Genomic DNA, 15,404 nt, shown 5'->3' on the forward strand with positions numbered 1-15,404 from the left:
CATAACTTGCATTCACTCGCAATTTTCTAAGGTATATAAAAATTTGCCGTCAACGGCATCATCGCTGTTTTTAAGGGGCTGCTTTATTATTTGGTATTCAATTTTTGCAATTTTAACGCCATCGGGCAATAATCCGGCAAAAAAGCGGGCTGGTATTAGGCTGTGTACAAAAATGCCATCGTTGCGAAGGGTCATTTTTTGCTGCGGAAAATCGCTTACTTTACTCAACGGGCCTAATTTGTAAATTTTATCATCGGTGCCGGTTGCATTAACAAATACCCATAGTTCGGTGGCACCTAACATAGTGGCCTTTTTTTCTAATTTTGGGTCGTAGATGATGCTAAACACATCGTTGTTAGTAATGCGCACAATGGGGCCGTTGTCGCTGGCAACAATATCCGGAAAAGAAAATACTTTGCGTGGCCCTGTGCTTGGTGGGTCAACGGTAACTTTTTGGTCTTCGGTTTTATCTTCGTTGCACCCTCCCCCACCTTCGCCGGTGCCGTCTAAGGCTTTGGCCAACAACATAAAATCTTTTTGGTAAACCGTAGCGGCATCTACGCCATAAAATTCAGTCGGAGTCATTTCGAAGCTCCACACATCGCCGCCTTCGTTTTTCATTTCAAGAGCGGTGTTCGAGGCGGTCCAGTTTCCATTGCCAATAACGGGGTCGGCAGGCATCCACGTCCAAATATACAAGGGGCCGGGGTGCCCAACTAACCGCTGGCACTCGCATTGGCTAATATCAATAAATAATTTGCAAGGTTTGGTGGGGTCAAAATCGTTTCCGCTTGGCTCAACCCATGCCTTTTTTTGGGCGGCAAGCGATAAACTTACTAAGAAGAAAAATAGTATAAATAAATAATTTTTCATTATTATATTATTTTTTTGTTGGAAATAAAAATTGTTGTTGTTACAATATCGTTTTTTTATCCGGATGTTTTTAAATTTATAATCTGGCGCAAGCTTCAATTTGTGTGTACTAAAATTATAAATCACCTACTTTTTATTTTCTCTCAAAATCAAATTGATAGGCTACAGTTGGCACGCCGGCGCAGGTACGCACCACCTCAACCGATAAAATTTTATCAATTGGTCGGGTGGGTTTAAGCAAAGCCAAAGTATCGAGGCCATTTAAAATGATTTTACTTGGGTAAAGTTCGTCGTCAAAAGCCCACGAACCTGTTGTTGTGCCTATATAATTAGGCATATCGCCCAAATTAAGGGTATAGGTTTTTTGAGCGGTAAACGAGGCCGAGGCCGTAGCTCCGTTAGCCAGCAACACATTTGTTACATCAAAGGGAACGGGTTCTAATATTAATTTTTGACTTCTGTCTATTTGATAAATTGTTTTTAGCTCCCATTCGTCGGCCAAGCCTTCAATTTTGCTTGGGGCAGGTTGTAGTATGTATTCTTTTTCTTCAGAACAGCTGGTTGTTAAAAAAAAGACACATAAAACAAATAAAAGTGCATTTAGGGCAAAATATTTCATGACTAAATTTAATAAAGATAATTTATAATTTGATTGCAAAAAATTGACTTTTAATTTAAAGTTTTACTGACAGCCGCCGGCAGGGTTTGGCTCCATATCCGGATGGCCTTGCAATTCATTATCCGGAAATTGGCAAACCATACCATTGCAGTTCCACGGTGCTATATTTCGTATCAGCAAATTAGGTGTATCGCGCAGGGCTATTCGTTTTAGCTCGTGAAGGCGGTTGCCCTCCATGGCAAGTTCGCGGCGGCGTTCGGTACGGGTTAAAGCTATTAATTCGGCAGCGCTGAGACCATTTGCCGGCAGCAATCCCGCACGGGTGCGCACACTGTTTAGGGCGGTATGGCTGGCTGTTAAATTATTGGTTTCGGCGTTAGCTTCGGCGGCAATTAACAGCAATTCGGCCAAACGCATACGCGGCACGTTAAAATAGGTGGCGGAAGGGAATTTATTGCACAACACTACCGGCGAAGCGCCCCCGTCGTAAATTTGGTACCATTTGAGGCGCAAGTCGGTGGTATCGCCGCCATAGGCATCATATAGGCTTTGTGCTGCATAAATATCGGCAGACAGAATGCCGCCGTTGTCAATAGTGCGGAAAGGGCCGCTAATGCCTGCGCCGGCGTTATCGGTTAGGCTGGTACTAACTAACTGAAAAATGGCTTCGGTTGTGCCGCCGTTTACAAAAATATCCTGAGGCGTTGGCGCCAAGGCAAAACCGCCGTTATTTATCACATCATTGGCCATTTCTAAGGCTTTTGGCATATCGTTTTGCTGAAAATAAACTTTGGCCAAATAAGCTTTTGCCGCCCACACATTTGCATAATTGCCGTTTGCTTTGGGTAGTAGGTTGGCCGCTTCGGTTAAGTCGGCAATTATTTGCTCGTAAACCTGTGCAACCGTACTTCGATTAACTAAATCGCCGCCATAATGAATCCGGATGGGTATGCCCAAATGCGTATTGTTGGCTGTATAGCCCCAAGGCTGGGCAAAATAACGCACTAATTCAAAGTGCATCATACCGCGTATAAATAAGCACTCGGCACGAAGTCTTGCCTTTTCAGCGTCAGATAGTCCGGAAATATTATCCATATAATCTAACACATAATTAGCGCGGCCAATAGCTAAATACGAGTTGCTCATTAGACCTCGCGTTGTACCTAAAAATATGTCGGTCGTCCAATTGTAGTGGGTTTTAAGGTCGCCTTGCAAATTTACGCCGTTTACATTATCGGCCATTACTTCGCTTAAAATCCAAACATTGGCATCGTAGGTGATGGCGTCGTAAGCGGCGTTTAGTACATTTTGGGCATCTTGGGGAGTTTTAAAAAACTCCGATTGGGGAATGGCCTCATCGGGGCGTATTTCTAAAAAATTATCGCTGCAGGCAGGTGCTAACAACAATATCATCAGGCTAAAAAAACAGAAAAACAGATATTTATAGTTCATTTATTTAAAATTTTAAGTGGAAGGGTGATTTCCGTATTTCCGGATTAAAAATTTATATTGATACCAATATTGTATGTTTTTTCCTGTGGTGGTGTTAAATACGTTACATTCGAGCCGCCGATATTGCGTTGTTGTGCATTTTCGCGGCCCCGCCCTACTTCGGGGTCCCATCCGGAGTAATTGGTGAAGGTTAGCAAATTGGTTCCTGAAAGTCGAAAAACGATGCTGCGCAATACTTTTTTATTTTTTGGGTAAAAAGTATAGTCTAAACTAACATTTTTAAGGCGCAGGTACGAGGCATCTTCTAACCAAAGTGAGTGGTTGTTTTGCCAAAAATTGTCGTTACCGCCCCAGTTGGTCATGTCCATGGTTAGTTTTGGCAAGGGGGCATTTGTTTGGCCTTCGTGTGTCCAGTGGTCAAGTACTTCGCGGCGCATATTCCAGTCGGTAACAACGCCTAATTGCCGTTTGGCGGCATCGTCGTAAATATAACCGCCTTGCGAGAAAGTAAATAAACCGCTTAACGCAAAGTTTTTATACCTGAAAGTGTTGGTAAAACCGCCTAAATAATCGGGTTGGTTGGCAATAGGCACACGGTTATTTACCACATCGTAAACAAAGGTTTCGTGGCCTTCTTTGTCTAAATAAACGGGGCGGCCGGTGCTGGGGTCAACGTGCGAAAAACGAACAATATAGTTGCAGGTAACGGGGTATCCGGGTACTGCCCTAACATCGCCAAAACCGCCATCTAAGGCATCGGGGGTGGCTGTGCCTACTTCTAACACTTTGTTTCGGTTAAAGGCAATGTTTAATTCGGTTGACCAAGAGAAGGATGGCGTTACAATATTGCGGGTATTAAGCCCTATTTCGATGCCCCTGTTGCGAATTTTACCTACATTCCGGAAACTTTCAAGGGCATCAATTCCGGAAGAGGCTTGCAACGACTCGCTAATAAATCCCTTGGTTGTCATTTTCCGGTACCACGAAATATCGGCGGTTACACGGTCTTTCCATAAGCCAATTTCAAGGCCAATATCTGTGGCATGAACTTCCTCCCATTGCAAGTCGGGGTTTTCTAATTTTGATTGATATTGAAGAGGTTTGCCATTATAGCCACCAAGCGAGTCAATAACATAAATGGCAAATTGTTCTGTCCAGGCAATATCTGAGTTTCCGGTAATGCCCCAGCTTGCTTTTAGTTTTAAGTAGTTTAGTACCGGATTATTTTTTAAAAATGCTTCTTCCGAAATAATCCATCCGGCGCCTATAGAGGGGAAATTTCCAAATCGTTTATTTGAGCCAAATTTTGAAGAGGCATCTCGTCGAAATACGCCTTGTACAAAATAGCGGTCGTTAAATTGGTAGTTAATGCGGCCAAACAGGCTGGCAAACAGTTCGCCGTAGTCTTTGCGGTCGTCATAAGTTAGGGTATCAAAATTGCTTCCGGTATTATAATTGGCAAACATATAATTGTCCACATCTTGGTATTCCTGAATAAAACGGCTCGATGATTTGCTTTGATATTCAACGCCGCCCATAATTTTTAGGCCGTGTTTGGTGTTGGCAAAGGGCAATTTATACGACAAAGTGCTGTAAGCTGAGGCGTTATTTGTAGTCCGTTCAAATTGTTTTGAAATGTCGTAAGTGCTTGTCCACAGGGAGTCTTCGTGCATAAACGAGCCAATTTTTGCGTATTCGTAGTTGCCACTAAGCAGCCAGTCAATATTTTTTGTTGGGCTAACAATTAGGTTAATATTATTGATGCTTTTCCATTCGCGGAAACGTATTTTTTGTAGTTCGCGCTGGGCTATGGGGTTTCCGTACAGGTTGAAATAGCTGCCATCTTCGTTATAAATTGGGTAAATGGGCAAAGCCGATGTTTGCGCCGTACCAAGCCCACCAGCCCAGGCCTCGTGCACGCGCCGGTTTAAGCCACGCGCTAAGGATGTATTAAATTTTAGGTTTATTTTAGGACTAATTTGTACTTCGGCATTGGCACGGCCACTAATGCGTTCAAAACTGTTATCTTTTAAATAAGAGCCTGCATCGCTATATCCGCCACCCAAATAAAACCGCCAGTTTTTTTTACCCATGTTCATGCCCAAATTATGCTCGTGTTTTACTCCGGTGCCAATTATATAATCGTACCAGCGCGTGTCGTTTCCCTCAATATCGCTATAAGTCAGGTTTAAAGGCAGGGGGGCGCGGCCTACATTGCCGTCGTTTTCCCAAGCCTCTTGCCTAACGGCCAGCCACTCTTGGGCATTCAACAGTTCGACAATTTTCGTTGGTTTTGACAGGCCGATATTGCTGCTATACTCAAAATTTGGTTTGCCGTTGGTGTTTTTTCCGGATTTAGTAGTGATAATGATAACACCGTTAGCTCCGCGCGAGCCATAAATGGCAATTTGCGAGGCATCTTTTAATATATCAATACTTTCAATATCGTTGGGATTAATAGCGTTTAGCGGATTATTGTTTGCGCCGTTATTTTCGCCTAAGGCAAAATTATCTTGTACTATCGGAATGCCGTCAACAACATACAAGGGGTCGCCACCCGCACTTATTGAACTGTTCCCTCTGATGCGCACTAATGCGCCGGCGCCGGCTGCACCGCTATTTTGGATAATATTTACCCCCGGCGCTTTGCCCTGCAACTGCGTTTGAAAACTTGCGCCGATAACCTCTTTTAATTCTTTCGAATCAACTTTTGTTATGCTACCTACCGACTCGCGGCGGCGTTGTGTGCCGTACCCAACAATTACCACTTCGTTCATTAGTTTGCTTTCTTCGGCAAGCGTAATGTTTAGTACTTGTGGGTTATTGGCGGCCAAGGTAATTGTCCGGTTTATTTTTTCGTAACCAACAAAAGAAAATTCGAGCGAATAATTGCCCCCTGCTAAGTTTAAGGTGTAGTAGCCATTAATGTCGGTAATTGTGCCTTGTTGCGTGCCAATTATTTTAACGGCAACCCCCGGAATTGTTTCGTTGTTTTGGTTGGTTACAGTACCACTTAAAATTGCTTGTGCAGCGGCGGTAAAAGTATTAAATCCAAAACATAAAAAGATAAGGGTAAACAGCCAAAATTTAGGAACAGCAAGGGTAAAAAATCGTTTGTAGTTTTTTTGCATTTGAACAAGTTTAAAGTTGACAGGTCATTTAGAACTTAACTAACCCACAAAAATACAAATAAAACTATTAATGCACTAACTATATTCGCCCTTTAGACCTGCTTTGCCTTTTAACGTTGTCTGAAATATGATTTACATGATTTACTTGCTTTTATTCCGGATATTGTCTGAACCACTGATTTAGCGGATTAACGGATTTGCAGGACTTTTTATCCGGATTAAACAAAATAACCGCTTTTTACTGCACAATTAGCTTATAAAAATAGGCATAATCTGGCAAATGGGCATAATAAACGCCTTTGGGTAGGTCGGTTACGGAAAAAGCGGTTTCGGTATTAGTTAGCACCACTTTTTTAACTACTACTCCTTGGGTATTGTAGAGCAGCAGGGTGGTGTTTTGCTGGGCAGGGTTATATTGCAAAAATTTACACTGTACCATATTGGTAGCTGGGTTTGGTTTTAAAACCAACACCTCATTAATATTGGTTGGTGCTGCGTGTTGCGGAATTGGTTGGCAGCCAACCGCCCATAATTGTACTGTTTGGGATAGTTTGGTGGTATCGCCGCAAAGTATGGCGTTAAGGGTTGCCGTATAGCTACCCTCGCTAGTGGGGTAGGTATGTATAACCGACTCGTTACTATTGCTTATTTGCTCGGTGCCATCGCCAAACTGCCAAAGGTAATGCCCACCACCCGGCTCATCGGTATATACCTGCTGCGACAAATTGTTAAACAAAACAATGCCGTTATCTATATGGTAGGTGTTAAATGATAGTTGCGGTAAGGTGTAATACCCCAAACAGTTTTTTATTATAAGGCTATCGCAGCCTACAAAACTACAAGTTTGACCCAAACTATCGGTTTTTATTAACCACGACCGTTGCGGGGCGGTTAAAACAAAACCCGCGGCAATAAACCCTCCATCAGGCGTGGGGCGCACATCGCGAAGGTATTCGTCGTCGTAATAAATATCTTCTGAATGGTGCTTTTGAACCCAGACCGTATCTTTTAAGGCTAAATCGTACTTAATAATAATAGCTCCCCAACCTGCATTGTTTTTTTTGTCTAAAACTATGCCTGCCATAATAATTTCGTTTTGATTTGCTTTTGTAGGCGTACTTGTCATACCAATATAATCTCCCATTTTATAAGTTTTATTAGAAAGTTCCACGCCTTTGTTGAGCAAATCTATTACAATAACCCTTAGTACTGTTATATCGGGTTTGTAATCTTCGTTTATATCTATATATGAACTTCCAAAAACAAAGCAGGTATTGGGTTTGCTTTGATAAAGTAAAGCACCGGTTTCGTTAAACGCCCCTCCGTAGTGGTTATGCCACTGCTCTTTCCCTAAAGCATCGGTTTTTACCACATACATTTGGTAATCAAATTTATTGCCTTTATACCCATAACCACTTATTAAAAAACCTCCGTCTTTAGTTTCTACACAACCAAAACCAGCACTATGTTCTAAAATAACGTCCGAATCACTTTTGAGTGCGTAAGTATTTTTCCACTCAAAACCGCCAATACTATCTATTTTTAGCGCATACATGTTGGTATATTCAAAACCAATTTGTTGCCAGCCAGCAACAAAATACCCTTTATCGCTTGTTTCAATAATGGTATATGGTACTTGGTCGGCAGTATCGCCGTAGGTTTTACTCCACAAAGTATCGCCTGCTTCGGTAAAATGTATAATGCGTACTTGGTCGCCATATACAGGTATGGTTATGTTAAAGACCATCGTAAAATTACCACTTTTTGTTTGAATAAAACTACTGCCACCATACATAAACCTACTATAATTATCCATTTCAAATACTTTTTCTAATACAATGTTGCCCTTTAAATCATATTTGCGCATAGCAGTTGCATGTTTATTAATGGGGGGGTTAAACCCTAAAATGCCCGCGGCTATATAACCATCTTTTAACGGTATTGCACTCGCAAAGCCCTCAATGGTTGTGTCGGCATCGTAAGTTCGGTTAAAATAAGTTACCGGTAAATTATTTTGTGCTTTTGCTGGTACTACTAAAAAAAAGCAACAGATAATGAGTAATTTTTTCATTGTTTTAACAAAATGAGGCAGGGGTAGGCTATGCCCGCCCCTACCGTATTAATCAATTATTGCCTATTTGGTTACAACAAGTTTAACCATAGCTAAGGCAGTATGGTTTTGCTGTAATGTTACAATATAAATGCCCGAAGGTAAGTGCTGCGTATCAATAGTAATCTGTTCGCTTTCAAAGACGATAACCGAGGCTATTTTTCCGGTAATATCGCTTATTACTAAACTGGCATCATCAACTGGGGTATGGTAACTAATAGTAACCTTATTTTTTGCCGGGTTGGGGTGTATTTGTAACAGCCCGTTATTGTTTGCTACAATAGTACTGTTTTTGGTTTTGCCATTATTATACATACCTACATTGCGTAACTGTAGTGTATTTTCATGTTCTGCCAATACAGATTCTGCCAAAGTGCTTGCCAAAGTTCCTTTTTGGTAATTAGCCAATATGGTCAAACTGTCTAATACGGCATCTTCATCTAAAGTATCTTGTAGTAACTCATAGTTTAGTTGATACCATTTTTGTAGTTGGGTGTTGCTAATATTGTTCATGGCATTTTGTGCTTGCCCAAAATTGCCTTGCTGCAAATAACTCGTAGCCGTTGATAAATAATACCAGGTATTGGGCATTACTGTTTGCCATTGCAAAGCATTGGTGTAGTTGTTTTGCGCTATATATTGCCTTATAGTATCGTTAATGGCAGCTATACCAATATCGCTGCCTATACCTATACCACCGCCATTGCCGTTAGCCGAGTTGTATAATGGAGGACATATATCGTCAGAAGATTTACAATAATAGTCGGCATTTACTGCCCCATTTAGGTCGGTTGGTTCGCATCCGGGGCAGTTTTCGTCCCATTTTACAACAACTGAAAAATTGGGGTCGGTACTTGCATTGTTAATGTGCCAATGTGCTTTAGGCATTTCGTTGGTGGGGCTATGCCATTGGTTGTGGTTGGGTTCGTTTAGCATTTCGTCAAAAATACAAACACCTTGTTCGTTTAGTCGTCCGGTATGAATTACGTTATTATTTTGGATATCTTCAAGGTCGAGTAAACGCCAGTCGGCAATATTCAAATCTTTATAGCTATTGCAAGTAATATTTAGGTTGTCGTTTTGCCCAATAAACAAATTAGCAGCTTCAAAAACTCCGGTAAAAGTATTGTCTAATATATCGCTACCGTTTTCAATTTCATTAGCCACAATACCAAAGGTAAAATGATTTCCAATATCAATATTATCAGTGGCAATACTGTCGTTGGCAATAAGGCAGCCGTTGGCATTTTGCAACCAATAAGCATAAGTATTGTTATTGGTACTATTACTCTGCGGTACGGTAAAGGTGTTGCCAATAGCCGTGCAATAGGCGTTGCCGTTAAGGGTTATGCCGCGCCGAGTTTGGGTAAAAGTATTGTGCCAAATTTGCAGGGCATTATACACATTGGCGCTGCCGTAGGCATCTATGCCTTTGCTTAGGTTGGTAAAGGTGCAGCTTAGGTTTGCGCCGTCAATGGGGCTATAATATTGCCCAAGGCGCAGGTCGGCATTAACAGCCAATACGCCTATGCCTTGCTTTTCTATATCGAAAACGGTTGGATTGGTATTGTTAAACGTAGTGGCGGTTATGGCTACGCCGTTAATGCTTTTCAACCAAACACCTATATAGCTGTTAGCGGGGTTGTTGTAGGAGGCAATAAAGGGGTCGGTTATCATAAATTGGCTGTTTTTTATGGTGGTGGCAGCCGCAAACTGGTAGGGGTGTAGTTTTACGCCTACGGCACAATTTTTAAAGGTGGTGCTGTGTATAGCGGCTATACCGCCGCCAAATTCTTCAATTTGTTGCAAATTGGGGGCTATTTGGGTAATAACGGTTTTGCCGGCAGCTACACCCATCATGGCGTTTTCAATAGTGGTGTTTTGGGTACTAAGGTGGGCGTGGTAGGCATCAATAAGGGCGGGGGTGTTTTGTGCTTGGGTTTGGTCGGCGTGTAGTTGTATGCCTTGCCAGGGTTGGGTGGGTTGGCAAATGTCGTTGGTAAGGTGGCTATTGGTAATTAGTAGTTTACCCGCCAATGGCACATCATTTACCACACCTTGCTGCACAATAATACCTTTTTGGTCGGCAAAATGCAGGGTTAGGTTATCAATGGTAAGGGTTACGCCGGGCTGCACTATTATATTGCCTTTGGTGCGCATAATGCCTTGGGCAAAACTTGCCGCGTTCCAAGTGGTATTGGTGGCAATAACCACATCAGCAGTAAATTGGTAGCCGGTAAGGTCAAAATCGGTGGCGGTATAGGTGGCGTTGTTTTGGCAGCCTTCGGGGGTGGTGGCGGTAAGGGTATAGGTACCGGGTTGGTCAATGGTAATGCAGGGACTTGTTTCGTTGGTACTCCAATAATAGTTGTCGTAGCTTTGTGGTTGTACGCAAAGGGTGGCGGCAGTAGTTTGGCAATCGTACAGGTTATCGTTGGCAATGGAGGGGGTGGGCAGGGGGTTTACGGTAACTTGAATGGTGTCGGTGGCGGTACAGGTATAGGTTTGCTCGCCAAATTTGTTGGTGTAGGTAACGGTAACGTTGTAAGTACCTGATTGGGTTACGCTAATGGCGGGGGTGGTTGCACCGGTATTCCACAGGTAGGCTACCTCAAGCTCATCAGTATTGGTGGTTGGGGGTGTGGGGGTGCTTAGGGTAATGGGTACTTGGTCTTGGCATACGGCAATATCGGCGCCAAGATCGGCAAGGGCTCGGTAGCCCACAATTACCGAAGTGCTGTTTTGGCAGCCGTTGGCATCGGTAACGGTTACAGTGTATTGATAGGGCAGAAAGTATGCCAATATGCTTTGGGTAGTAACGCCTGTTGACCATTGGTAGGCTACCCCTCCCGAAGCGGTTAGCTCGGTTAGGTACTCGCCGCATAAAAAGCCGTTGGCATCGGGGGTGGGGCTAATGGTAGCGGTGGGTAGGGGGTTTATGGTTACTTGAATGGTGTCGGTGGTGGTGCAGGTATGGGTTTGATCTATATCATAAATATAGGTATAGGTGGTGGTGGCAATATATTGCCCGGTGGTATTGGCGGTACACGTTTGACCTATGGTAAAACCATCCGGAGTGTTCCATACGGTTTGCACCCCATCCGGATATAGGTTTAAAGTAGTTGGCGGCGTGCCTACATCTAAGGTTAAAGGTGCTTGGTTTTGGCATAAGGCAGTATCGGCACCTAAATTAATAACGGGGCTATCATACAAATATATAAAATAACCTGCCGACTTAGATTTGCAACTTGTTTCTAAAGTTTCTAAAGCATTATAGGCTACATACTCCCCCGCCTCTGTAACCCAAAGGCTATCGTTAACTGCGCCGGGTATTGCCAACCCATCTTTATACCAAAGGTCCACCGAATCATTCACTAAGAGCAAGGGTAATTCTTGCGTACAATGGTGGTCGTGTTGATAGGTTGTGGAGATACTTTTCACTTCGCCCGTAATGGTATCGGAGGCTTGGCAGCCATTAGTATAATTTACCACAACCACATAAGCATTATCACCAATACTAATTTTGGGTGCTGTAAGTAATAGCGTGTCGTTGGTTTCACCTGCTAATAAATTACCGTTTCTATACCAAGTAATGCTCTCAATGGGTATGGCCGGTAAAGTATAATTGGTAAAAGTTAAAGTGTTTCCCCAACAAATAAAGCCCTCGACCGTAAATAAATTTACCCCAATTTCATGCGTCGTTACCTCAAAGGTAGTACAAGCCGAGCACTGTTCAGAGGTATTGGTTAGCAAAAGGGTATAGGTGCCGGGCTGGGTGGTAACCAAGGGTTGGTCGTCAATTAAAGTGGTGTCTTGGGGCAAAAAATCATTTACCCACCAGCGCACTACGTGTTGGGTGCTGTCGTAAATTGTATCGTTTACCTGCAATATAGCCGGGTTAATGCTTAGGGTATCGCCGGTTAGGGGGTTCACTTCTATACAAATTATGGCTTGTTGGGTGCTGTCGAGTGGGTTTATCCACAAGGGGCTGCCTTCTATAATGTGTTGTATATTTGGGGTTGTTAGCAGGTTTATGCTGCCACTATCGCTGAAAAGCGTGTCGGTGCCTTGGCAGTTGGTATTAAAAGCAGTTACGGTAAATAGGTAGTCGGTATTGGGCTGCAAATTTCTAAACTCATAATTAGTATAGGCATTAGTTAAATCGGGGGTAATAATTACACCGTTTTCGTTAGGGGGTAGCAGCAGTGTGTCGCATATTGGCGGGGTATTGAAGTCGGTCGAATAGCAAATAATATAGCCGCTGTTGGCAGCACCCTCCCAGCTTATAACGCTGTGGTTAGCCTCGTTGCAGGTTACTGCCAAATTGCTTATAGATGGCGGTGCGGTTATGGTAAGGTTATCACCAAACCAAATATTGGTATGCGTAGTTAAGTAGTCGTGTATTTGTTCTATTTGGCAGGGGGTTAGCCCACCATAAGCAAGGTTCGAATAGTCCATTACATTATTGGTAATTTCTTCGGGTGTATCGCCGTAACTTATTAAAAACTGTAACGATTTAGGCACTTTTGAATCAAAAATATTACCTATATTACTATTGTTTTGGGTATCGGGTAGTGGGTCATCATGCCCAACTGCATTGTGCCTAATTATAATAGAACCGGCTTGACCCTGATAGTTTGTATCTAATGTAATGGGGTCGCAAAGAGCTATTTGGCTGCTATTGTAATACGGAATAGTGTTTTGGCAATTGGTCCAGGCTTCCCAGTTTAAGTTTTCTAATACATCAATACATTCCTCTACCTCCGGATGTGCATTTTTTAAGGAATCTGTTAATTGAAAAAATGAATAGAATCATCCGGAAAATCTTCCATTTCAGCCTGAATATGTTCGTAAAGGTTTCTGGTAAGGAAAGGACAATCTATGCTATTGTTAAATTCATCAATATTATTAATACGCTGAAAATGACCTTCGGGTCCCATAACAAGCTCTGTATCATAAGGCATGGGGCATTCGTAATTAAACAACCATGTGTGGTTTGATGATAAAAAATGGCCTAATTCGTGCAAAAGTAGCCCTGCCCTACCGGCGGCCTTACCGCTGCCAACGTTAAAAATATGGCAGCCATTTGTACTAGTTACCCCGCCCGTGCAATCAGTGTCGTAGGGGTTTTGGCAGTTAGGGTGTAAATAAAAATTTACATCATTGGGCCCCGAGGCATCGGTTGGTATTGTATCGGGCAGCCAGTAAACACCGCTTAAAGCTACCCTAAAGCCGTAAGGCGGGGCAGCGGGGGGGAGGGTAAAATCGGGGTCGCCCCAAATTAAAGGGTTATATTTGGGGTTGGGTACTTGGTTGCCGTTTTCGTCGTACATAAATTGCGAATAATAAAACCAGCCATTGCAAATATTTTGCGGGTGGTTTACCGTTAGCACTCTGTTCATGTGGTTTACTACATCGCGGGCAAAATCGTAGCCGGTGTAATCGCAGTACGGAAAAACGCTGGGGTTAATGGCATGGTTGCCCGTGGGCGTAAACCCATCGAAACCTATGTAATGTATGGCTATGCGCACATATCGCGGGCAGTCGGCGTATAAAATACTGCTGTCTTGTGCATTTAGGCATTGCCAGTTGGGGTTCCAGGCCGGCTGGGCTATACTTGTTTTTAAGTTAAAAATGGTAAGCAAGCACCAAAAAATAAGCATTACCTTTACAGTTTTTAAATTTTTAGGGCTGTTGGGCTGTTGGGCTGTTGGGCTGTTGGGCTGTTGGGCTGTTGGGCTGTTGGGTTGTTGTAGGTATAGCGCCTACAAAATTAAGAAAAAAATTTTTCATTTTAAGATGGTTTTTTTGAAGTTAAAAAATGGGTTTGGTTTGTGGTTTTTTCTTTTATCCGGATAATTGTCTTGAACAGGATTTGCTTGATTTAAGGATTAACAGGATTTTTTCTTTTTCTTCCGGATATTGTCTGAACCACTGATTTAGCGGATTAACGGATTAGCAAGATTTCACACCCTCCCCTCCTCGTAGGGGCGCAGGGGTGGGTTAGTTTTCTATCGAGGGTAAGCTTTAACTCCGAAGGATTGTAATGTTAATAGACAAAACGTAGGACCACAAACCCCCAACTCCGAAGGAGTTGAACATTAATTTAGGCGAAGATAGACAGACGAGACAATTTCTCTACTTGAGGGGCGTGTCTGCAAGGACGGGGGGGGCAAATACAAAGCGGTGAGCTGCGGCTTAGTATTTACCCCAGCGCTTGCTTAAAGTGTAGCAAGTGCCGGTGCGGGCGGTAGTAGCAAAACAAAAAACCATAGCAAACGGCGGTTAAATTGTGAGTGAAAAATTAAGCCTTAATATATAGAAACGGCTATATGTGGCAAATGTACGACACTTTATTGTAGCCTGTATGCATTAGGCTAAAAAAATTAAAAAACCGCTACTTTTTCAACCTAATCCAGATTTGTAAAAAACTTCTTGCTTACCACAAAAAAGTTGTAACTTTGCCCTTCATTTTAATTTTTACTGTTCTATACGAAAGCCGTAAATAGTTGCGGCAAGTTTTTTTCACCTCAATTAAATTTTAATTTAAACAATGCCTGTAAGGTTAAGATTGCAACGCAAAGGCAGCAAACGCAAGCCTTTTTATCATATTGTTGCAGCAGACTCTCGCGCTAAGCGCGATGGTAAATTTATTGAACGTATTGGTTGGTATAATCCTAACACTAAACCCGGCACCATGGAAATTAGCCACGAGCGCGCGCTTACATGGCTTAAAAATGGCGCCGAGCCAACTACAACCGTTCGTTCCTTGCTTTCAAAAGCGGGAGTACTTTACCTAAAACACTTGCACCGCGGCTTAGCCAAAGGTGCTTTAACCCAAGAACAAGTGGAGAGCCAATTTAAAGCGTGGTTAGATGGCAAGGCCAAAAAAACAAACCATACCGTTGCGCTTGCTTCGTGGGTGGCAGACAAACCAAAACCAAGTTTTAAACCCAGGGTAACCGTTACCCCAGTCGCCACTATTGAAAGCCCACCCGCAACAACGCCTCAGCAGCCCGAAACTGCCGCCGAGGCTGAAACCACCGCTGATGCTGAAACCGTAGCCGAAGAAGTTCAGCCCCAAACAGAAGTACAAGCTGAAATTGATGCGCCCAATAATAACAACGACACGCCAAGCAGCGAAGACGAAAACGCTTAGATTACTATAATTGAACTTAACGATACAAGCATTACTAATTAATTAAATAAAATTTTTATT

Annotated in this window: 8 protein-coding genes; 1 reads left to right on the plus strand and 7 read right to left on the minus strand. The window is 42.8% G+C overall.

Features of this window, described 5'->3' with window-relative positions:
• Nucleotides 1-12: 12 nt before the first annotated feature.
• From IPI59_13625 to IPI59_13655, 7 genes are all read right to left on the minus strand, one after another.
• On the minus strand, nucleotides 13-873 hold the full coding sequence (locus IPI59_13625; protein ID MBK7528556.1) for a hypothetical protein: 861 nt from the start codon (nucleotides 871-873) through the stop codon (nucleotides 13-15).
• Nucleotides 874-1,006: 133 nt separating this feature from the next.
• On the minus strand, nucleotides 1,007-1,492 hold the full coding sequence (locus IPI59_13630) for a hypothetical protein (protein ID MBK7528557.1): 486 nt from the start codon (nucleotides 1,490-1,492) through the stop codon (nucleotides 1,007-1,009).
• Between the two features lie 63 nt (nucleotides 1,493-1,555).
• On the minus strand, nucleotides 1,556-2,905 hold the full coding sequence (locus IPI59_13635) for a RagB/SusD family nutrient uptake outer membrane protein (GenBank protein ID MBK7528558.1): 1,350 nt from the start codon (nucleotides 2,903-2,905) through the stop codon (nucleotides 1,556-1,558).
• Nucleotides 2,906-2,988: 83 nt separating this feature from the next.
• Nucleotides 2,989-6,075, minus strand: coding sequence for a SusC/RagA family TonB-linked outer membrane protein (locus tag IPI59_13640; protein MBK7528559.1), 3,087 nt, complete (start codon nucleotides 6,073-6,075; stop codon nucleotides 2,989-2,991).
• Between the two features lie 238 nt (nucleotides 6,076-6,313).
• The gene (locus IPI59_13645; protein MBK7528560.1) at nucleotides 6,314-8,146 is read right to left on the minus strand and encodes a PKD domain-containing protein; all 1,833 of its coding nucleotides are present in this window, start codon (nucleotides 8,144-8,146) and stop codon (nucleotides 6,314-6,316) included.
• Nucleotides 8,147-8,209: 63 nt separating this feature from the next.
• On the minus strand, nucleotides 8,210-12,709 hold the full coding sequence (locus tag IPI59_13650) for a T9SS type A sorting domain-containing protein (GenBank protein MBK7528561.1): 4,500 nt from the start codon (nucleotides 12,707-12,709) through the stop codon (nucleotides 8,210-8,212).
• 266 nt (nucleotides 12,710-12,975) lie between these two features.
• On the minus strand, nucleotides 12,976-13,848 hold the full coding sequence (locus IPI59_13655) for a hypothetical protein (GenBank protein MBK7528562.1): 873 nt from the start codon (nucleotides 13,846-13,848) through the stop codon (nucleotides 12,976-12,978).
• Nucleotides 13,849-14,738: 890 nt separating this feature from the next.
• On the opposite strand from IPI59_13655, the gene rpsP reads away from it, so the two are divergent.
• Nucleotides 14,739-15,344, plus strand: a complete 606-nt coding sequence (gene rpsP / locus IPI59_13660; GenBank protein ID MBK7528563.1) for a 30S ribosomal protein S16 — start codon at nucleotides 14,739-14,741, stop codon at nucleotides 15,342-15,344.
• Nucleotides 15,345-15,404: the final 60 nt, after the last annotated feature.

The sequence above is a fragment of the Sphingobacteriales bacterium genome (assembly GCA_016706405.1).
Lineage (GTDB): Bacteria > Bacteroidota > Bacteroidia > Chitinophagales > UBA2359 > BJ6.